Raw genomic sequence first — 20,055 nt, forward strand, 5'->3', positions numbered from 1 at the left:
CCCGCCTATTTCGCGGGCGCCGGCGTCGGGTTGAAGTCGACCTTCGGCGCGGTCGAGATCTCGCTCTCATTGGCGACGGAGAAATTCGCCTTCTCCTTGTAGCCGAACATCATGGCCGTGAGATTGTTCGGGAAGGTGCGCACGCCGACGTTATAATCCTGCACCGACTTGATGTAGCGGTTGCGCGCCACGGTGATGCGGTTCTCGGTGCCTTCGAGCTGCGACATCAGATCCTTGAACAGCGCGTCCGACTTGAGCTGCGGATAGTTCTCGGTGACCACGAGCAAGCGCGACAGCGCGCTGGAGAGTTCGCCTTGCGCGGCCTGGAATTTCTGCAGCGCGGCGGGATCGTTGACCACATCAGGCGTCGCCTGCACCGAGCCGACCTTGGCGCGTGCATTTGTGACGCCCAGAAGAACGTCCTTCTCCTGTTGCGCAAAGCCCTTCACGGAATTCACGAGATTCGGCACGAGGTCCGCGCGGCGCTGATACTGATTGACCACCTCCGACCAGGCCGACTTGACCTGCTCATCATTGGTCTGGATCGCGTTGTAACCGCAATTGGTCAGGCTGAGGGTCGCCAGTGCTGCCAGCACGGTCAAAAACTTGCGCATGAAATTCTCCTGTGACGCGGCTCAAATGGCTCGACCGCTTCTAGCACAGGCAAACGACGAAAGCCGCCACAAGTTCATCGCGAATGCTGCAATGCCCATACGGGTTTATGTTTGCATGCCCGGCATTCGTTGTTAGCCTTGCCGCAACCATCGGCCCACAGAAGCCGAGGACATTTGGGGAGGTTTCCATGACGGACGTGCTGAACACGTTTCCGACGGTCGGGGCGCAGACCTTGCGGGCGCTGGCGCGCTATCCGGATCGCATCGCTTTCAGCTGGCCCGGCGGCTCGATCACCTATCGCGGCACCACGGACCTGATCGCGCGGCTGCAGAATGTGTTCATGAACCTCGGCGCACAGCCCGGCACGAAAGTGGCGCTGCTCACGGCCAATCGCGCCGACACCTGGTGCGCCGGGGTCGCGGCGCAACTGTCGCGTTTCGCAATCTCCTGGCTGCATCCGCTGGGCTCGATGCAGGACCAGATCGACCAGATCGAGGACGCCGAAGCAACGATCCTGATCATTGACGCCGACAATTTCTTGCAGCGCGGCGGCGAGCTCACCTCGCGCGCGCAGGGCTTGCAACACGTATTCACGCTGGGCCGTGCAGACTACGGCATCGATCTGCTGAAAGTCGTCGGCTCAGGCGGCAGCGCCACCGCGCGGGACTTTGCACAGGTCGATGACATCGCCGTGCTGAACTACACCGGCGGCACCACCGGAAAATCCAAGGGCGCGCTGCGCCGGCATCGCGAAGTGTCGGGCTTTGCCAGCGCCATTCTGTCCGACTTCGAGATTCCGGACACGCCGAGCTATCTCACGGTGGCGCCGATCAGCCATGTCGCCGGCACCAAGGTATTGCCGACGCTGATGCGCGGCGGCACAGTGCATATGCTGAAGGGCTTCGATCCCGAAGCGGTGCTCAAGACCATCGAACGCGAGCGGATCAATTTCACGCTGTTCGTGCCGACCATGATCTATGTGTTGCTCGACAACCCGACGCTGTCAAAGACCGATCTATCGTCGCTCGATCTGGTGCTTTACGGCGCATCTCCGATGTCGCCGAGCCGGCTGGTGGAAGGCATCGAACGTATCGGCCCGGTGTTCTCGCAACTTTATGGACAGACCGAATGCTATCCGGTGTCCGTGCTGCGCAAGACGGATCATGATCCCAGGAAGCCCGACCTGTTCCTGTCCTGCGGATTCCCCATCGCAGTCTGCGATGTCCGCATTCTCGACGATGACGATCAGGAAGTGTCGCCCGGCGAGGCCGGCGAAATCTGCGTGCGCGCGCCGCATGTCATGAAGGAATACTGGAAGCGGCCGGAGCAGACCGCGGAAACGCTCAAGAACGGCTGGCTGCACACCGGCGACATCGCCCGCGCCGACGAGCGCGGCTACATGTTCATCCTCGACCGCAAGAAGGACATGATCGTCTCCGGCGGCTTCAACATCTTCCCGCGCGAGATCGAGGATGTGTTGACCACCCATGTCGATGTCGCCATGTGCGCCGTAATCGGCGTGCCCGACGACAAATGGGGCGAAGCCGTCACCGCCATCGTGGTCGCGCGTGGCGGTGCGAAGCCGGATGCGGATGAGCTGATCAATCTGGTGAAGACCCGAAAGGGTTCGGCTCATGCGCCGAAACACATCAAGTTCGTCAGTGAGCTGCCGATGACCGGCGTCGGTAAAATCGACAAGAAGGCGCTGCGCGCAAGCTTCTGGGTCGGGCGCGAGCGGATGGTGGGGTAAGGGCTTAGCACTAACGCCGTCATTCCGGGGCGCGTGTGCATCTTGCGCACGCGAACCTGGAATCTCGACATGGCTGAACACTTCGGGATTCCGGGTTCGCCTGCCAGCGGCTTCGCCGCTGACCTGCGCTCCGGAATGACAGTGGAGGGTCACCACCAAGTGACTTGCATGATGATAGTTACTCCCCTATCTTCCCGCCATGGAGCGCAAGAGTTTCGAGAAACTGGAATGCCCGGTCGCCCGCAGCCTTGAGCGCGTCGGCGAGTGGTGGAGCATTCTGATCATGCGCGATGCCATCTACGGCATGACGCGGTTCGACCAGTTCCAGAAGAACCTCAACATCGCGCCGAACATGCTGACCCGGCGCCTCGGGGTGCTGGTCGAGGCCGGACTGCTAGAGAAGCGGCAATATTGCGAAAAGCCGCCGCGCTACGAATATATCGTGACCCCGCGCGGCCGGGATTTCCGCTCCGTGCTGTGGTCGCTGCAAAGCTGGGGTAACCGGCATTTCGCGCCTGAGGGCGAGAGCGTTGTTCTGATCGACAAGGAGACCGGCGAGACCGCCGATCCCATCCTGGTCGACCGCCGTACCGGCAAACCAATCACCGAAGCCACCCACGCCAATGCGCCCGGCCCTGCCGCCAGCGCACGCGTGCAACGGCGGCTCAGCAAACCGCGCCCGCAGAAGGACGGATCACCATGAAACTGGAAACGCCGCAGGCCATCGTCGCCGCCACGGCCGCGCCCGTCCACGAGATGAACCCGCGGACGCGGATGCTGCTGCAGGCGCCGATCGCTTCCACGCTGGTCAAGCTGGCTTGGCCCAATCTGCTGGTGATGCTGGCGCAGGCTTCCACCGGCCTGATCGAAACCTGGTGGGTGTCGCATCTCGGCTCTGATGCGCTGACCGGCATGGCCGTGGTGTTTCCCGGCTTCATGATGATGCAGATGCTGTCGGCCGGCGCCATGGGCGGCGGCATTTCCTCGGCGATTGCGCGCGCGCTCGGTGCGCGCCGCACCGACGATGCCGAAGCACTGGTGATGCATGCCACGCTCATCAATATCCTGCTCGGCCTCATCGGCTCGGCGATCTTCCTGATCTGGGGCCGTGCGATCTACACGGCGATGGGCGTCAGCGGCGGCGCGCTGGACGCGGCCATGCAATACTCCAACGTGGTGTTCGGCGGCAGCGTTTTAGTTTGGCTGATGAACGGCTTTGCCAGCATCATCCGCGGCACCGGCAATATGCTGGTGCCCTCGCTGTCGATCTGTATCGGCGTCGTGCTGCTGATCCCGCTGTCGCCGCTGCTGATCTTCGGCTGGGGACCGATTCCGGCCCTCGGCATTGCCGGCGGCGGCTGGGCCGTGGTGCTGTCCACCTTCACCGTCGGCGCCGTGCTCGCCGGATACATTCTCTCCGGCCGCTGCATCGTCCATTTCAAGCTGGCCCGGCTGCGCTGGGATCTCTCAGCCGACATCTTGCGCGTCGGCGCCATCGCTGCGGTGATTTCGCTGCAGACGAGTTTCACGGTGCTGCTGACCACCGCACTGGTCGGCGGCTTCGCTGGCGGCGACGCCGTGGCGGGCTTCGGCACCGGCGTCCGGCTGGAATATCTGATGGTGCCGCTGGCCTTCGGGTTTGGCGGACCGCTGGTCGCCCTGGTCGGCACCAATATCGGCGCCGGCCAAGAGCAGCGTGCGCTGCGGGCGGCGCTGATCGGCGGCGGCATGGTGTTCGTGATCACCGAAACCGTCGGCCTAGCGGCCGCGATCTGGCCAGCCGCGTGGCTCGGCCTGTTCGGGTCGGACCCACAGATGATCGAGACCGGCAGCGCCTATCTGCGCATCGTCGGCCCGGCCTATGGCTTCTTTGGCCTCGGCCTGTCGCTCTATTTTGCCTCCCAGGGCGCCGGCAAAATGCTCTATCCCCTGCTGGCCGGCGTGCTGCGCCTCCTGATCTCGATCGGCGGCGGCTGGCTGGCGCTACGGCTGACGGGATCGCTGACCTGGCTGTTTGCCTGCCTGACATTCGCCTTGGTGGTCTACGGCACCATCATCGTCACGGCGGTGGCGTCCGGGACCTGGTTCAAGACCAAGCCGGTCTGATGGCGATGTAATCGCCTGACAGCGATGTGATCAGCCGAAAGCGGATTTTCCGCTGGGAATAAAGATGTGCATATGCCTCATGCAGTTGCACGCCTGTAGGGGCAAAGCGAACTATCCTAGATAGCGCGGATCGACGGTCAGTTCGGCCGCACCCAGGAATCCCCAGCTATGGCAGACGGTATCGCGGCACAGGCTCCCCAGCCGACGGAAGGGCTGACGCCGAGCCAGCAGCGTTGGGCGCGGCTTGCCATCTTTACCGCCCTTGCCATGGCCTCGCTCGATACCGCCATCGCCAATATCGCGCTGCCCTCCATCGCCGCCGACCTGCATGCCACGCCGGCGGATGTCATCTGGGTGGTCAATGTCTACCAGATCGCCATGGTCGCCACGCTGCTGCCGTTCGGCGCGCTGGGCGAGATCATCGGCCATCAGCGCATCTATCTCGGCGGACTGATCCTGTTCACGATCGCGTCGGTCGCCTGCGCATTCGCGTGGTCGCTGGACACTTTGCTGTTCGCGCGGGTGCTGCAGGGCCTCGGCGCCGCCGGCGCCATGAGCGTCAATGCCGCGCTGGTCCGCGTGGTTTATCCCCCAAGCCATTTCGGCCGCGGGCTCGGTCATAACGCCCTCGTCGTCGCGACGGCCTTCACCCTCGGCCCCACCATCGCCTCGGGCATCCTGTCGGTTGCAACCTGGCCCTGGCTGTTCGCGATCAACCTCCCCTTCGGCCTCGCCGCCATTGTCATCAGCCTCAAGACACTGCCGAAGACCACGCGCGCCACCCATCGTTTCGATTTTCTCGGTGCCCTGCTGACCTCGCTCTGCCTTGGCCTGCTGATCCTCGGCATCGACAGCGCCGCCCATCACACCGCGCCGTCCATTGTCGTCGCCGAGCTGGTTGCCGGCCTGTTGTTCGGCTGGCTGCTGCTCCGCCGGCAGGCCGATCACCCTGCACCGATGCTGCCGATCGACCTGTTTCGCCGCCCATTGTTCGCGCTATCGGCGGCCACGGCGGTTTGCTCCTTCTCCGTCCAGGGCCTCGCCTTTGTGTCGCTGCCGTTCTATTTCGAAGAAGTTCTGCATCGTTCGGCAGTCGAGACCGGCTTCTTCCTGACGCCCTGGCCGCTGGTCGTCGGCATCATGGCGCCGATCGCCGGCCGGTTGTCGGACCACTATCCCGCCGGGCTTCTTGGCGGTATCGGCATGGCCCTGCTCGGCATCGGCATGGTGCTGCTGGCCACCCTGCCGCCCGATCCGAGCGTCGCCAATATCGTTTGGCGGATGGTGATCTGCGGCGCCGGCTTCGGCTTCTTTCAGGCCCCGAACATGAAGGCGATCATGTCGAGCGCCCCCGCCGGCCGCAGCGGCGGCGCCAGCGGTATCGTGGCCACCGCCCGGCTGACCGGCCAGAGCATGGGCGCAGCGCTTGCCGCCTTCTGCTTCGGCCTGTTCGGCCATGGCGGCGCGACCTGGGCGCTGGCGCTCGGTGCCGGCTTTGCCGCGCTCGGCTGCGTCATGAGCTTCCTGCGGCTGATCGTCCCGTCGTCACCCAGTCACTGATTTCAGAGATAATTTAGCGAACTCACATTTCTCTTTTGCAATGCCGTATTAAGTGATGTGATATACTGCAGTGCAGAGACAGATATTTTGCAGCGCAAGTAACAAAACTGAGTTCCATTGCCCTTCGGTTCCGTAAGTACCCAAAGACGCTGGACCAGTTTCGTATCCTTGTAGCCGCGGCGGGCACGAGGGCATTTCTTGAGGGTACTGTTCGTCACTCCAGAGATTGACGACTTCATCCGGGTGGGCGGCCTTGCAGCCGTGTCCGCCGCTCTCCCTCGAGCTTTGCGCATCTGGACCGACGTTCGCATCATCCTTCCCGGCTACCGCGACGTCGTCACGCAGTTTCCTGACATCGAGATCGTCGGCGAATGCCCGGCACTGGCGGAAATGCCCGCCTGCTCGGTCGGTCTGGCTGCGACCAAGGACGGACTGCCGATCTACATCCTGCTCTGCCCGCAGCTCTACGATCGTCCGGGCAATCCCTACGGCGACGCCTGCGGCCGCGACTGGCCGGACAACGACGTCCGCTTCGCGCGCTTCGCCTCCGCCGCTGCACTGCTCGCCTCCGGCAAGCTCGACAAGAACTGGTCGGCCGATCTGGTCCACGCCAATGACTGGCAGGCGGCCTTGGTGCCGGCCTATCTCGCCTGGAGCGGGGTGAAGATCCCGACCATCCTGACGATCCACAATCTCGCTTATCAGGGCCTGTTTCCGAAGTCTTCGCTGCGCCGGATCGGTGCACCGGCGGAGTCGTTCCATATCGACGGGCTGGAATTCTACGACAAGCTGTCCTTCCTCAAGGGCGGGCTGATCTACTCGTCGCACCTCACCACGGTGAGCGAGACCTATGCGCGCGAGATCACCACACCGGAACTTGGCTGCGGGCTGGAAGGCCTGCTGACGAAGCGCTCCAACGAGTCGCGTCTGACAGGCATTCTCAACGGCATCGATGAGAGTTGGGATCCGCGCGTCTGCGCGGAGCTCATGAGACCGTTCGGCGCGGGCGACTGGGAAGCCAAACGCGCCAATGCCGACGGGGTACGTCAACAATTTGGGCTCGCACTCTCCCGCGGGCCCATTTTTGGTTTGGTCGCCCGCCTCGTGCATCAGAAGGGTGTCGACCTCGTGCTGTCGGCGGCCGACGCCATCGTATCCGCCGGCGGACAGATCGTCGTGACCGGCCGCGGCGAGACCGAGCTCGAAAATGCGCTGATGGACGCGCATCGCCGTCGCCCCGACGCGATCGGCGTCGCCATCGGCTTCAACGACCGCGAGGCGCGTCGGATTTTCGCCGGCAGCGACTTCACGCTGATGCCGTCGCGCTTCGAACCCTGCGGCCTGAGCCAGATGTATGCGCAGCGCTTCGGCTCGCTGCCGATCGGCCACCAGACCGGCGGCCTCGCCGAAACCATCGTCGATGGCGAGACCGGCTTCCTGTTCACGCAGCCATCCACCGAGTCATTTTTGGGCGGGATCCTGCGGGCGTTTGCGACCTACGGATCGAAGGACCGCCTGAACTCGATGCGCCGCAGCGCGATGTCGAAATCGTTCAGCTGGAATATTTCTGCCGCCAGCTACAGCGCGCTGTATCGCAAGACGATTGTCGCGGGCGTCTAGCGCGGGAAATTGGCGAACGAGCCGCGATCTTGGCTTGCGGATCAGTTCCGTTTCACAATAATGGCGAAAGCTGGCAACACCTATCATCCGTGAAGACGTGGCCGGTCCCTCTGTGACGAAGGCCAGCCCGTGCTCAAAGCTTCGCCTCCCGCCGAGCCGCTCGTCGACTGGCGATCGGAAATCAGCGCCGGTCTGATCTCCAGCCTCGTCTGTCTGCCGCTCTGCCTTGCTTGCGGACTGCTGGTGTTTGCGCCGCTCGGCCCCGACTATGTCGCGGCGGGCGCTGCAGCCGGCCTGTATGGCGGCGCCATCGTCGGCCTGGTCGCGGCCGTGGTCGCCACCTCGTCCTATATCGTGACGACGAGCCGCGTCAGCATGGCCCTGGTGCAGGCCGGCCTGACCACGACGCTGGTCAATGATGCCACGCTTGCGAGCCAGCCCGCGATGATCGTGACCGCGATCATGCTGTGTTTGTTTCTGGCCGGGCTGTGGCAGGTCCTGTTCGGACTGCTCGGCCTGACACGCGCCATCAAATTCGCGCCGCACCCGGTGCTCACCGGCCTGCTCAACGGCGTCGGCATGCTGATCGTGATTTCCCAGTTCAAGCCGTTCTTTGCCGCGCATACGCTGTGGCCGAACAAGCCGGCGATGCTGGTTTACGTCGTGGCCTTGGCGCTCTTTGTTCTGAACTATCCGGCCATAGCAGCCTGGCTGCGGCTGCCGGACTGGCTGCGGAGAATACCGGGATCGCTTGCAGGCTTCGTCGCCGGCACCGCGCTCTACTATCTGATCAGCGTCCCGACAGGTCTCGATCTCGGGCCGACCATCGGTGAGATCCATGTCAGCTTCCCGCCCGCCATGCCGCTCGGCGCAGTGTTCGACGGCTCGATCACGCCGGAACTGACCGCCGTGCTTCCGCATGTCGTGCTGGTGTCGCTGGTGCTGGCAATCATCGGCACGGTGGAGACCATGCTGGCGTTTCGCGTGGCACAGCAGCTCGACGACACGCATATCCATCCGGTGCGCGACCTCGCCGCACAAGGCATCGCTAATGCGGCAGCAGCACTCGGCGGCGGCATTGGCGGATCTGCGATTCCATCGGTGATCCTGCTCGGCTATCGCATGGGCGGCCGCACGCGCTGGACCAGCATTTTCGTGGCGCTCAGCCTGTTGGCCATCACATTCGCGCTGTCCTCGGTGCTCGCACAGGTGCCGCGCGCGGTGTTCGCCGGCCTGCTTCTGGTGATCGGCATCGTGCTGTTCGATCGCTGGAATCTGCAGCTGCTGGCCGACATCCGATCCAGCAGCGAGCCGCAGGTTCGCCGGCACGCGGTCTACAACCTGATCGTGGTGCTCGCGGTGATGGCCGTGACCGTATTCAGCTCCGTCGTTTCCGGAGTGATCGTCGGCATCATCCTGTCCTGCATCATCTTCGTCATCAATATGAGCCGGCCACTGGTACGCCGCGCCCATCTCGGCGACACGCTGTTCTCCAAGCGCATTCGCTCGGCCGACGATCTCGCGATCCTGCAGCAGACCGGGCGGCAACGCGCCATCCTGCAGCTCGAAGGCGCGCTGTTCTTCGGCAATGCCGACGACCTCTCGCTCCGCGTCAAGGACCTGTTCAACAGCACCGACATGATCCTGCTCGACATGGGCGCCATCTCCGACCTCGACGTGTCCGGCATCAACGCGTTGCGAACCCTGCGCCAGAAGGCGACTGAGAAGAAACGGCGACTGATCTACTGCAATGTCCGGCCTGTCCATGCCGCCATCATCGGCCACGGGATCGGGCACGATCCCGCATCGCCGTCTATGACGCAGGATCTCGATTCCGCACTGGAGTGGATGGAGCAGACGATGCTCAACCGCTCAGTTACGAGGCAGGGGCAAGCGGATGAGCTCACACTCGAGCAGATCGACTTTCTCGATGGCGTTTCGCCCAACGAGATGACTGAACTGACCGCAGTGATGACCAAGCGGGAATTCGCATGCGGCGACACTATCTGCCGCGAGGGTGATGCCGGCGACCGGATGTGGCTGATCCTGAAAGGCAGCGTCAGCGTGTTGCTACGCACGGACGGACATCACGAGCGACGCCGCATCGCCGGACTTGGGCGCGGCACGACGGTCGGAGAAATGGCGCTAGTGGAATCGGTGCCGCGCTCGGCGACCATCGTCGCCGACGACGAGGTGGCCTGTTACGAATTCCCGCGCGACGGCTTCGACCTGATCCTGAAGAAAAATCCGGTGCTCGCCACCAGGCTGCTGGGCAACCTGGCGCGCGAACTCACCCGGCGACTACGGCAGACCTCGCAAGATCTGCGCGTCAGCCATCACTGAGGCGGTTAAACCTCGACTACGCGCTCGACATGCACGCGGCGGCAGTCCATCTCGTATTCGAGATCGACGACCGGTGGGCGGTTGAAGTGCCAGGTCAGGCCATTGCGGAACACGCCGCGGCGGCCGAGTTCGCTTTCCAAGAGCGCATAGACGTCGCGCACGGTGTAGAGCTGCGCGCCAGTGGTCTGGTCCCAGGTGCCGGAGAATGCGCTCATGCGGCGCTCCATCTCGTCGAGCACGAACTTGGCTTTTTCCAGCATCCCCGATGGGCTGATGTCGCCGAGGCGTACCGTGTTGTCGCGATAGTCGCCCTTGCCTTCCGCGGCCTCGCCGCTGCCGGCGATGACGAAGGATGCTGGCGCATTCGGCGCGACGGTCGTGAAAGAGAAGGCATGGAAGCCCGGCTCTGACGGCGGATCGATCTTCGGACACACATTGCTGCGCGCGATGGGATTCACGCGATCCTTCATGATGCCCCAGTCTTCGAGGGTCTTGATGTAGATCTCGTTGAAATCGATAAACCCCTGCTCCGTGAACGGTGCCGGCGAGCGCAGTTCGCAGGCTGCGAAGGCGGTCAGCGGCCGGCCGGCTGCCTTGATGATCTCGGCAACCCTGGCGAAGCCTTCCTTCAGCGGGACGACCTTGGAGAAACGCACGCGCTCCAGCGCGAAGCCGGGCAACGCGCCGACGCCGCAGGAGTACTGGAACACGCCCGGCATGTAACGGTAGCCGCTATTGGGGGCTTCGACGGTCTCGATCATGGTTGGCCTCTTCAGGTGAAATCAAAGTCAGTCTTCGAGGACGCCGAGATAGGCGTCGCGGATGATGGGATCGGCCAGCAATTCGGCGCCCTGCCCGGTGCGCACGATGCGGCCCATATCCATGATGTAGGCGTGATGGCAGAGATCGAGCGCCGTGGTGACGTCCTGCTCGACCAGCAGGATCGACATGCCTTCGCTGTTGAGCTGCCGGAGCGCCGCGACCAGCTGCTCCACCAGCAATGGCGACAGGCCGAGCGAGAGTTCGTCGATCATCAAGAGGCGCGGCGCGCTCATCAGCCCGCGGCCGATGGCGCACATCTGCTGCTCGCCGCCAGACAATGTCGCCGCGGCCTGGTTGCGGCGCTCGCGCAGTTTCGGGAAGGTCGTGTAAACGCGATCGAGATCGCGATTGAGTTCGGTACGGCCAACGCTGCGCGAATAGGCGCCCATCAGGAGATTGTCCTCGATGCTCATGGCACCGAACAGACGGCGGCCTTCGGGCACATGGACGATGCCATGGGCCAGCATCTGCGCCGCCGTCGCCTTCGACAGATCGACGCCCTCGGAGACATATTTGCCGAATGTCAGCGGGATCAGCCCGGACAGCGCGCGCATCAGCGTGGTCTTGCCGGCGCCGTTCGAGCCGATCAGCGCGGTGATTTCGCCCGAGCGCACCACCATATCGATGCCCCACAGCACCTGGATTTCGCCGTAACCGGCGCAGACCCCACTCAGTTCGAGCATCGGATGATCAGCCACGGGCGGCGTTCCGTTGTGCATATTGCTGGCCCAGATAGGCATCGACGACGGCGGGATCCTTGATGATGTCGCGCGGCGCGCCGTCGGCAATCAGCTTGCCGTTATGCAGCACCGCGATGCGGGTGCAGACATTGAGCACGACCTTCATCAAATGTTCGATCATCACGATGGTGATGCCGTCGGCGGCGAGCTGATGAATCAGCTTGGTGGCGCGTTCGACCTCGGCGCTGTTGAGGCCGGCATTGACCTCGTCGAGGAACAACAGCTTCGGCTTCATCGCCAGCGCCTTGGCCAGCTCCAGCCGCTTGCGCATGGCCAGTGTCAGCGTTGCCGCGGACTGGTCGGCCTGTCCGTCGAGGCCAACGAATGCGAGATGCGCGCGGGCGGCCTCGCGCGCCGATTTCAGGCTCTCGCCCGGCTGCGAGAACAGAGCGGCGGCGGCGACATTGTCGAGCGCCGAAAATTCCGCAAAGGGCTGCACGATCTGGAAGGTGCGCGACAGGCCGAGCCGCGCGGACTGATAGGTCTTGATCCGCGTGATGTCCTTGCCATCGAAAGTCACAACGCCCGAGCTAGCCGGCGTTACACCGCAAATGGTGTTGACCAGCGTGGTCTTGCCGGCGCCGTTCGGGCCGATCAGACCGACCACCTCGCCTTTGTTGACCGACAGCGAGACGTCGCTCAGCGCCTTCAGCCCGCTGAAGTTTCGCGAGACGTTGCTCAGATGCAGGATTTCGTGACCGGGCTTAGACATGCTTTGCCTTTCGTCCGAACAGCCCGCGCCAGATCTTGCCGGCATGGAGCGAGACCAACCCATGCGGCAGGAACAGCAGCAGCAGGATGATCAGCACGCCCAGCACGCCCGAATGGATCTGGATGTAATTGCGCCAGACCACTTCCTCGAGGCCGAGATAGACGAAGGCGCCACAGACCACGCCGAGCGGCGAACCGAGCCCGCCCATCAGCGCCATCACGATCGGCTTCACCGAATAGAGGATGTCGAATACATCGGACGGATCGATGTAGTGAACCCAGGCCGCATAGAGCCCGCCGGCGGCGCCCACGAAACAGGCCGACAGGCCGAAGGCGATGGCCTTGTAAAGCGTGGAATTGAGACCGACCATGTTCGAGGCGGTCTCGTTCTGCCGGATGCAGTTGAGGCCGAAGCCGAGCTTCGACATCGAAACTGCGATGACGACGAGCGTGGTGATCAGCAGCAATCCCCACATGGCGTAAAAGAAGAACGTCGCGTCGGACAGCACGCTCGACCCGGAGACCAGCGGAATGTTCAGGCCCATGCCGCCGCCGGTGAGGTCGGTGGCGTTGTTGACGAGTTCGCGGAACACTTCGACCAGCGACAGGCTGGCGATGGCGAAGTAATGGCCGCGGAGGCGCAACAGCACGGCGCCGAGCGCGGCGGCCAGCAGCAGGCACAGTACCAGCGAACCCAGCAGCGACAGTGTCAGCGGTACGCCCTTATTCATGAGAATGCCCGTCGTGTAGGCACCGAGCCCGAAGAAGGCGGCCGTCGCAAAGGACGGATAGCCGGCGAAGCCGCCGACGATATTCCATGACAGCGCGAAGATCGCATACATGCAGGCCATGGTGCCCAAGCGCAGCGCATACGCGTCGCCGAACAGCGGCAGCGATGCTACGCAGGCAATGAGGACGAGAAGCGCGATATTGGTCCGGGTCATTCAAAACCCTTTCGGCCCAGCAGGCCTTGCGGCCTGACGACAAGGAAAATGATGAGCAGGACGAAAGACAGCGTCACCGCATGGGCCGGGCCGAGATAGACCGAGCCGACGCCTTCGACCAAAGCCAGCAAGATGCCGCCCGCCAATGCGCCGGACACGCTGCCGAGTCCGCCGAGCACACAGACCACGAAGGCCTTGCCGAGATAGGCCGACGAGGTCAGCGGCGAGATCGGGAAGATCAGCGCCATCAGCACACCGGCGCAACCGGCCAGCGCGGCACCGAGGCCGAAGGCGATGGCGTAGATCGATTTGACATGGACGCCCATCAGCACCGCGGCATCGCGGTCGAGACGGACCGCAACGATGGCGCGGCCGACTTTCGAGCGACGCAGCAGCAGATAGAGCAGGAAGGTCAGCGCCAGCGCTGAGGCGGTTGCGATCAGACGGTCGACGGGAACGACGACGTCGAAGATCGAGATCGATCCCGTGGGCGGATTGAGGATCAGCTTTCGGTAATCGGCCTTGAAGTAATAGATCATCGCATTGTTCAGGATCAGATCGAGCCCGAAGGTCAGCGTCAGCGTCACCAGTACCGGGGCGGTGATGACGCGGTTGAGCAGCAACCGTTGCAGCAGATAGCCGAACACGAAAAAGGCCGGCGCGGCGATCAGCAGCGCATACCAAGGCGACAGCCCGAGCGAATTATACGCACCCCAGGCCAGATAGGCGCCAAGCACGATGAACGAGCCGTGAATCAGGTTGATGACGTTAAGTACGCCCCAGACCAGCGAGAAACCGATCGCGATACAAGCATAGAGACACCCAAGCACGAGTGCATTGATCAGGACCTGGATGGCCAGCATATCGATTCCCCGCCGGTCTCAGCAGACTTGCTTGAGCATGATCTTGTCCGAAAACCGGTATCCACTTTTCGGGATCATGCTCAGTTCACGCCGAGCTTGAAGTCGCCCTGCTTGATGGCGTCCGGGAACAGCACAACAGGCTTGCCGGCCTGGATCTGGAAGACCGGAGGTTCGAGCGAGTTGATCTGGCCGTTGGCGCCGAACTTGACCGGGCCCCAGAAGGTCACGACGTCCATCTTGGCGAGTTCGTCACGCACCTTGTCGCGATCCAGCGAGCCGGCCTTCTCGATGGCCATCTGGAACAGCGCACCGCAGACCGCAGCCGAAGCGTGAGCGTAGTCGGGCTCAAGCTTGTACTTGTCCTTGAACAGCTTCACGAAGTTGGCCGTGGTGCCGAAAATATCCTTGCCGTTGTACTGTTCGGCTGGATGCCACCACGACGCGCTGGAGATGTTCTCGGCGCTCTGGCCGGCGGATTCGATGAATTCCTGATAGGCCGGACCGGCGATCATGGTCACGACATTGGCCTTCATCTGCTGATCGACCATCTGCTTGCGGATCAGCAAGAGATCGTTGGTGTAGCCGGTGACGAACACCCATTGTGGATTCAGCGACTTGATCTGCGACAGGGTTGCGGAGTGATCGAGCGTGTTGATGGCGTATTTCTCGAAGTAAACGACTTCGAGACCGTTGGTCTTGGCGGATTTCTCCATTTCCTGCGCGATGGCCAGCGGAAACAGATCGTTACGTGCAAGGATCGCGACCTTCTTGACGTCGGCAGCCTTGGCCTTGACGAGCTGCGTCAATGGCGTCGTCAGCGTATCGTTGGGCGTGAAAGTGCCGAACAAATATTTGTAGTTCTGGTCATAGACCTGGGACGACGACGCCGTCGCGGCCAGCATCGGCACCTTGTATTTCTCGGCGATCGTACTGGCGGCCTTGGCGGCGCCCGAGCCGAACGGGCCGAACATGAAGTTCACCTTGTCCTGGGTGATCATCTGTTCGGTGGTCTGCACCGAGCGCGGCGTGTTGGACTGGTAGTCCGAATAGACGATCTCGACCTTGTACTTCTTGCCGCCGACATCGATGCCGCCGGCCTTGTTGGCCTGTTCGGCCCAGAGGTCGTAGCCCTGCTGCTGCTTCACGGCTTCCGGCGCCAGCGGCCCGGTAATCGGCAGCGGCGCGCCGAAGCGGATGACATCCTGCGCCGAGGCCGTTGAGGAGGTCGCTCCCAAACCGGCCGCAGCCAGCAGGAGGGATGCGGAAAAAGCCGAGACAGCAAGCCGGGGATGAAACATCCAAATTCTCCATCGATGACGGGACCGTGACCTGATCAAAACTCTGTCAAATTTAGATTTCGAATAAAAGCATTGAATTTCGATGTGAGAGGTCTGAAAATCAGAACGCTAGTCAGGTCCTGCCATCGCGCTGGGCAGCCAGCCGCGAGGGACTGACGATGATCGAATCCACCGCCATTCGCTATTTTCGCGTGGTTACCGAGTCCGGATCGATCAAACAGGCGGCCGCAGCGCTCCGCATCGCCCCCTCCGCCATCAGCCGGCAGGTGCAGGGTCTGGAGGAGGAGCTTGCGGTCAAGCTGTTCGAGCGCGGCGCGCGCGGCATGAACCTGACCGATGCCGGCCACGTGCTCTATCGCTATGCAGTCGAGAACCGCAGCCAGCTCGACGGACTGCGTAGCCAGGTCGAGGAATTCGCATCGCTGCGCCGCGGCCAGGTGAAGATCGCCACTGTCGAAGGCATGCTGTCGAGCTTCCTGCCCAACTCCTTCGTCGACCTGTCGCAGCAATATCCGGGGATCGCGCTATCTGTCACCGCTGTGGGCGCTCGCGATGTGGTCGAGATGGTCAGCCAGAACGAGGTCGATCTCGGTCTGATCTTCGGTCGTGCGCCGCGCCGCGATCTGATCGAACTCGGACGCATGCGACAACCGGTCTGCCTGATCGTCGCGCCTACGCATCCGCTGGCCGGCCAGAACTCATACGCGATGAAGGATCTTGCAGGGTTGCGCGTGATCCTTCCGGACCCATCCTTCGGCATTCGTCAGGAACTCGACAAGTCCTGCGCACAGGCCAGTGTGCGGCTGGAAATGTGCAGCGAGACCAACTCGCTGGCCTTCACCCAGACCGTCGCTGCCCGCACCGATCTTGCGACATTCCTGCCGATGGTCTCGGCGACGGCGGCCATCAATGCCGGCACACTGGTCGCGATCCCGCCGCGCGACCGCAGGCTTGAGTCAACACAGGTGACGCTGGTGCAGTCGGCCGCGCGCATGGCATCGCCCTCAACGCGACTGGTCGCCGAAATGCTGGTGGCGCAGATGAAGGACAGTGAAGAAGGGTAGACGCCTTAAGCAGCGAGCTTTCCAGCCAGCGCGCGGAAACGCTCAAGCTGATCCTGCTTCAGCGCACGGGTCTCGCCGCGGCCGACGAAGACCTTGAACATCACGCCGCCATCGACATTGAGGAATGCGACGAAAGCCGACGACTTGCCCATGAAGGGCCGCTCGACGAAAGCGACGCCGCCGCAGCGCTCATGACGCAGATGGCCATGCAGCCCCTTCGGCTGTGTCAGATTGTAGTAGCCATGACCGATGGCGCCCGGCGACAGCGGTGCGGTCGTTTCGAAGATGCCGTCCTCGGTGTGCACGATCAGCGTCACCTCGCCCCATTCGGCGATATCCGTCATCGCGGTGACGAACGCATCAGCGCCCCCGCCGATGGTCACCATCCCCTCGGGCAGCGCTTCAAGCACCGCACGCGGCGTGACGCCCCGCTCACGCGCAACGGTCTCGATCACGGCGCCGGGATTCTCCGCCATATAGGTCTTCAGCGCGGCGAGATCCGTATTCAGCATGACAGGGCTCCGTGATCGATCGTTAGTGTGAGACGCAGGGCCTGCGATCAGGCCGCAGCGCTCTTGCGGCGCTCGGACTGGATCACCTCGAAACCCTCGAACTTGGGGTGACCGAGATAGAGGCTGGCGCCTTCCGACTTGTTGTCCGCGCGGGCATGCGCCTTGCGGAACTGCTCGGACTTGGTCCAGCCCTCGAAGTCCGCCTTGCTGGCCCAGACCGTATGCGACGAATACAGCGTATGATCTTCAGCCACCGGCCCCTTCAGCAGGCTGAACTCGATGAAGCCCGGCAATTCCGAGAGATAGGATTCGCGGGTCGCCCAGATGTTTTCGAAAGCGGCTTCGGATCCGGTTTTGACCTGAAAGCGGTTCATGGCGATGAACATGGATGTCTTTCCTTTCGTGACGTCGAGAACCTATCATAACCGAAATCGCGCCCGGACATGAGCGCGATTCCTTGGAGGCTGGTGGATGCAGATGGCGATTATGCGCCGCCGAAATGCACCTTGATGCCACCCTTATAAACGATGCCCGGACCAGGGGCGGTCCACAACGCGTCGTTCTGCGTTGTGCCATCGCTGGTCGACCCGGGAATAGCATAGGGGCGGTAATACTGGTTCAGGATATTGTCGACCCCGAAATTCAAGGTGATGTCCTGCGTCGGTTGATAGGCGACGTAGAGATTGACGAGATCGTAGGAGGTCGATGGCACGTATCCGGCCGGAAGGTCGGTATTGGCCGCGACCGAAGCCCACTGAGCCGAGATTGTCAGCTTGCGATCGAGCAGGCGGACGCCACCGGTGGTCGTGACCTTGCGCGGCTGGATTGTCGCCAGACCAACATTGGTCTGGGTGTTCTTGCCGCTTTGAACCGTCGCGCCGACGCCCAGGAACCAAAGGCCCGCGTCATAGGCCGTCTCGGCCTCGAAGCCTTCGATCTTCGCATTGGCAATGTTTTGGTACTGATAGAAGTTGCTGTTGAGGATGGTGCCAGGACGCCCCATGAATACATAGTTGACGAGAACTGGCGTAGAGGCGACGAGGTCGATGTAGTCATCAACGTCGTTGCGGAAGAAGTTAAACTTGGCGCGGAAACTGTCGCCAGACGTAAAGACGTCGTTGTATTTCAGATTGATGCCGACTTCCTTGTTCTTGCCGACTTCTGCCCGGAGGTTCGGGTTCGGCAAGAAGCAGAACAGGCCAGCGGTACCATCAGCACAGGTGACGAAAGTCGGTCCGCCGCCGGAAGCGTGGCCACCTGCAATGAGCGTTTCACTGATGGATGGTGCACGATAACCCTCCGCATAGCTCACATAGGGCGTAAAGCCCGCTACCGGCGTCACGCCGAGTGTGATCTTGGGCGACAGGCGGTCACCGCTGGATGAAACATTGTTAACACCCACGGCTGTCCCGCTTGAATTGAGCTCATAGTGGTCATAACGCAGCGCGCCTATGACTTCGAGCCAACTCGAATAGTTGGTCTTTAGCTGGACGAAGCCGCCGGAGACTGTGCGCTCGCCGCTCGGCGTGGTGATGTTGGAGTTTCCACGCGAGTCGAATGTTTTCACCTTGTCGTTGAAGACGTCGAAGCCATAGGTCACAGCATTGCGCCACTCACCGATATTGAAGCGAGACGTGTTGTTGACGTCGACGCCGAACGTATCCAGTAAGTAGCCGCGCTGATCGCCAACGCAACCAGAAATGTTGTTACCGGCACTACCAGCACCGCAGAGCGCGGTGCCGGCCGTCGAATAGTGATAGGTCTTGGTCTGGTCGTTGTCGACGCGATTGCCGTAAAGCGAGACATTGAAATCGAACAGCATGTCCTCCGGACGCGCGTATTTCCACGTCACCGTACCGGTATAGTTCTTTGCATTGGAGGCGTAGACGGACGAGCCCTGATTCAGAGCGATCAAGGCCGGCGTTGTAGTTGGACCACGATTCAACTGACCAATCGTGTAGCTGTAGTCCTGGAACAGGCCGCCGAACTTCACCTCATGGCCGTCGGCCGGGCGAACCGTAACTTTCATCAGGCCCGCAGCGATGTCGTTGCCTGTATTGCCGATCTCGGTACCGGCGCCATCCGTGTAGTTGCCCTGGGTGCGATAGACCGCACCGCCGAACACATCGACCGTCGGGTCGACACGCACGCCGCCGAACACGGAGCCGAGACCGCGATTGTTGTTGGAGCCGTAGGAGCCGCTCATATCCACGCCCCAGCGCTCGCCGGGTCGCAGGACGTCATTGATGTCCTTGGTGCGGAACGAGGCCACGCCGCCGATGGCACCAGAGCCGTAAATATTGGCAGTCGGACCGCGGGTGATATCGATGCCGCCGATCAGTTCGGGGTCAAGAAAGAACGAGCCATTCGCATTATGACCGGAGCGCTGATAGTTCTGGCGAGCGCCGTCAACGACAACGGCGACACGTCCGAAATCCTGCAAGCCGCGGATATTGATCGCCGTGGACGGATCATCGCCACGATCCTGCATCCAGACACCGGGGACATTGTAGAAAAGCTGGCTCAGCCGGCTCGGCTGCTGCAGCTGGATCTGCTCCTGCGTCACGACGCTGACGGGCGCCAGCGCATCGATGGCGCGCTCCTGGGTCTTCGAAGCCGTCACCGTGATTTCATCGAGTGACTGGCCGCTGCGGCTGGCCTGCGCATTGGCGTTAGCTACCTGCGCCGGCACGGCCGCCGGCTTGGCAGCAGCACGCTTTTTCTTGGCGGGTTTCGGCTTTTGCGGCTGCACGTCGCCTGCCTGCGCGGCGGCCTGTGCCAAGGCGGTCTCGGAGACCAACGCCCCCATTGATACGATCGACACACCCAACAACAAGGCGCGCGTAGTCATGCCCCCAAGAGCCATAGCCTAATCCCCAAACACAAATTTCAACGGATCGTGGCTGGCTGGCGCTGCACGAGGCAGTGAGCTTGCTGGCTCTCGAATGCGACTCGGGGACCCCTGCCACCAAGTTGCCATTTTCGATTACGGTTCATTAACGGGGGGGTCAAGCAATCCCCGCCCTGTTTATACTGATTATAGACTGCAGTGCTTGGCGATGAGGTGCGACAAAACCTATAACGATGACAGAGACTTTTACGGATGG

The 20,055-nt window shown here is 62.4% G+C and carries 17 protein-coding genes; 7 read left to right on the forward strand and 10 right to left on the reverse strand.

Annotated features, from left to right (window positions below; genetic code table 11):
• Positions 1–5: 5 nt before the first annotated feature.
• Complete coding sequence (locus tag AB8B20_RS11075) at positions 6–614, reverse strand: LemA family protein (protein WP_089265314.1); 609 nt, start codon at positions 612–614, stop codon at positions 6–8.
• A gap of 188 nt (positions 615–802) precedes the next feature.
• Here AB8B20_RS11075 and AB8B20_RS11080 point away from each other — a divergent pair, with 188 nt between their 5' ends.
• The 6 genes from AB8B20_RS11080 (at position 803) to AB8B20_RS11105 (ending at position 9,994) form a co-directional block, all read left to right on the forward strand.
• Positions 803–2,365, forward strand: a complete 1,563-nt coding sequence (locus tag AB8B20_RS11080) for an AMP-binding protein (RefSeq protein WP_439072593.1) — start codon at positions 803–805, stop codon at positions 2,363–2,365.
• A 199-nt stretch (positions 2,366–2,564) separates the two neighbouring features.
• Positions 2,565–3,068, forward strand: coding sequence for a helix-turn-helix transcriptional regulator (locus AB8B20_RS11085; RefSeq protein WP_184519770.1), 504 nt, complete (start codon positions 2,565–2,567; stop codon positions 3,066–3,068).
• Complete coding sequence (locus AB8B20_RS11090) at positions 3,065–4,471, forward strand: MATE family efflux transporter (protein ID WP_231079783.1); 1,407 nt, start codon at positions 3,065–3,067, stop codon at positions 4,469–4,471. Before AB8B20_RS11085 ends, AB8B20_RS11090 begins: the two co-directional genes overlap by 4 nt.
• A gap of 168 nt (positions 4,472–4,639) precedes the next feature.
• On the forward strand, positions 4,640–6,031 hold the full coding sequence (locus AB8B20_RS11095; protein ID WP_439072594.1) for an MFS transporter: 1,392 nt from the start codon (positions 4,640–4,642) through the stop codon (positions 6,029–6,031).
• 198 nt (positions 6,032–6,229) lie between these two features.
• Entirely contained in the window at positions 6,230–7,651 is a 1,422-nt protein-coding gene (glgA, locus tag AB8B20_RS11100; protein WP_439072595.1) for a glycogen synthase GlgA, read from the forward strand.
• Positions 7,652–7,780: 129 nt separating this feature from the next.
• Positions 7,781–9,994: an SLC26A/SulP transporter family protein gene (locus AB8B20_RS11105; protein ID WP_439072596.1), complete on the forward strand. Its 2,214-nt coding sequence runs from the start codon at positions 7,781–7,783 to the stop codon at positions 9,992–9,994.
• A 5-nt stretch (positions 9,995–9,999) separates the two neighbouring features.
• Here AB8B20_RS11105 and cnbZ read toward each other — a convergent pair whose 3' ends face one another.
• The 6 genes from cnbZ to AB8B20_RS11135 all read right to left on the reverse strand — a co-directional run bounded on the left by cnbZ (position 10,000) and on the right by AB8B20_RS11135 (position 15,372).
• Positions 10,000–10,755, reverse strand: coding sequence for a 2-amino-5-chloromuconate deaminase CnbZ (gene cnbZ, locus AB8B20_RS11110; RefSeq protein WP_120291590.1), 756 nt, complete (start codon positions 10,753–10,755; stop codon positions 10,000–10,002).
• Positions 10,756–10,782: 27 nt separating this feature from the next.
• Entirely contained in the window at positions 10,783–11,499 is a 717-nt protein-coding gene (locus AB8B20_RS11115) for an ABC transporter ATP-binding protein (RefSeq protein ID WP_439073062.1), read from the reverse strand.
• Positions 11,500–11,506: 7 nt separating this feature from the next.
• On the reverse strand, positions 11,507–12,268 hold the full coding sequence (locus tag AB8B20_RS11120) for an ABC transporter ATP-binding protein (protein ID WP_439072597.1): 762 nt from the start codon (positions 12,266–12,268) through the stop codon (positions 11,507–11,509).
• Positions 12,261–13,211 carry a branched-chain amino acid ABC transporter permease gene (locus tag AB8B20_RS11125; RefSeq protein ID WP_439072598.1) on the reverse strand — a complete coding sequence of 317 codons (951 nt, stop codon included), beginning with the start codon at positions 13,209–13,211 and terminating at the stop codon, positions 12,261–12,263. The genes AB8B20_RS11120 and AB8B20_RS11125 overlap by 8 nt, the downstream gene beginning before the upstream one ends.
• Positions 13,208–14,074: a branched-chain amino acid ABC transporter permease gene (locus AB8B20_RS11130; RefSeq protein ID WP_439072599.1), complete on the reverse strand. Its 867-nt coding sequence runs from the start codon at positions 14,072–14,074 to the stop codon at positions 13,208–13,210. Before AB8B20_RS11130 ends, AB8B20_RS11125 begins: the two co-directional genes overlap by 4 nt.
• 80 nt (positions 14,075–14,154) lie before the next feature.
• Entirely contained in the window at positions 14,155–15,372 is a 1,218-nt protein-coding gene (locus tag AB8B20_RS11135) for an amino acid ABC transporter substrate-binding protein (protein WP_439072600.1), read from the reverse strand.
• A gap of 158 nt (positions 15,373–15,530) precedes the next feature.
• Here AB8B20_RS11135 and AB8B20_RS11140 point away from each other — a divergent pair, with 158 nt between their 5' ends.
• Positions 15,531–16,436, forward strand: coding sequence for a LysR family transcriptional regulator (locus tag AB8B20_RS11140; protein WP_175368379.1), 906 nt, complete (start codon positions 15,531–15,533; stop codon positions 16,434–16,436).
• Positions 16,437–16,441: 5 nt separating this feature from the next.
• On the opposite strand, the gene hutX is transcribed toward AB8B20_RS11140, so the two are convergent.
• From hutX to AB8B20_RS11155, 3 genes are all read right to left on the reverse strand, one after another.
• Positions 16,442–16,948 (reverse strand): heme utilization cystosolic carrier protein HutX, encoded by a 507-nt coding sequence (hutX, locus tag AB8B20_RS11145; RefSeq protein ID WP_439072601.1) that lies wholly within the window; start codon positions 16,946–16,948, stop codon positions 16,442–16,444.
• A 47-nt stretch (positions 16,949–16,995) separates the two neighbouring features.
• Complete coding sequence (locus tag AB8B20_RS11150) at positions 16,996–17,334, reverse strand: antibiotic biosynthesis monooxygenase family protein (RefSeq protein WP_068735293.1); 339 nt, start codon at positions 17,332–17,334, stop codon at positions 16,996–16,998.
• Positions 17,335–17,432: 98 nt separating this feature from the next.
• Entirely contained in the window at positions 17,433–19,814 is a 2,382-nt protein-coding gene (locus AB8B20_RS11155; protein ID WP_441253323.1) for a TonB-dependent hemoglobin/transferrin/lactoferrin family receptor, read from the reverse strand.
• Positions 19,815–20,055 lie beyond the last annotated feature (241 nt).

The sequence above is a fragment of the Tardiphaga sp. 866_E4_N1_4 genome, from assembly GCF_052076075.1.
GTDB classification, from domain to species: Bacteria; Pseudomonadota; Alphaproteobacteria; order Rhizobiales; family Xanthobacteraceae; genus Tardiphaga; species Tardiphaga robiniae.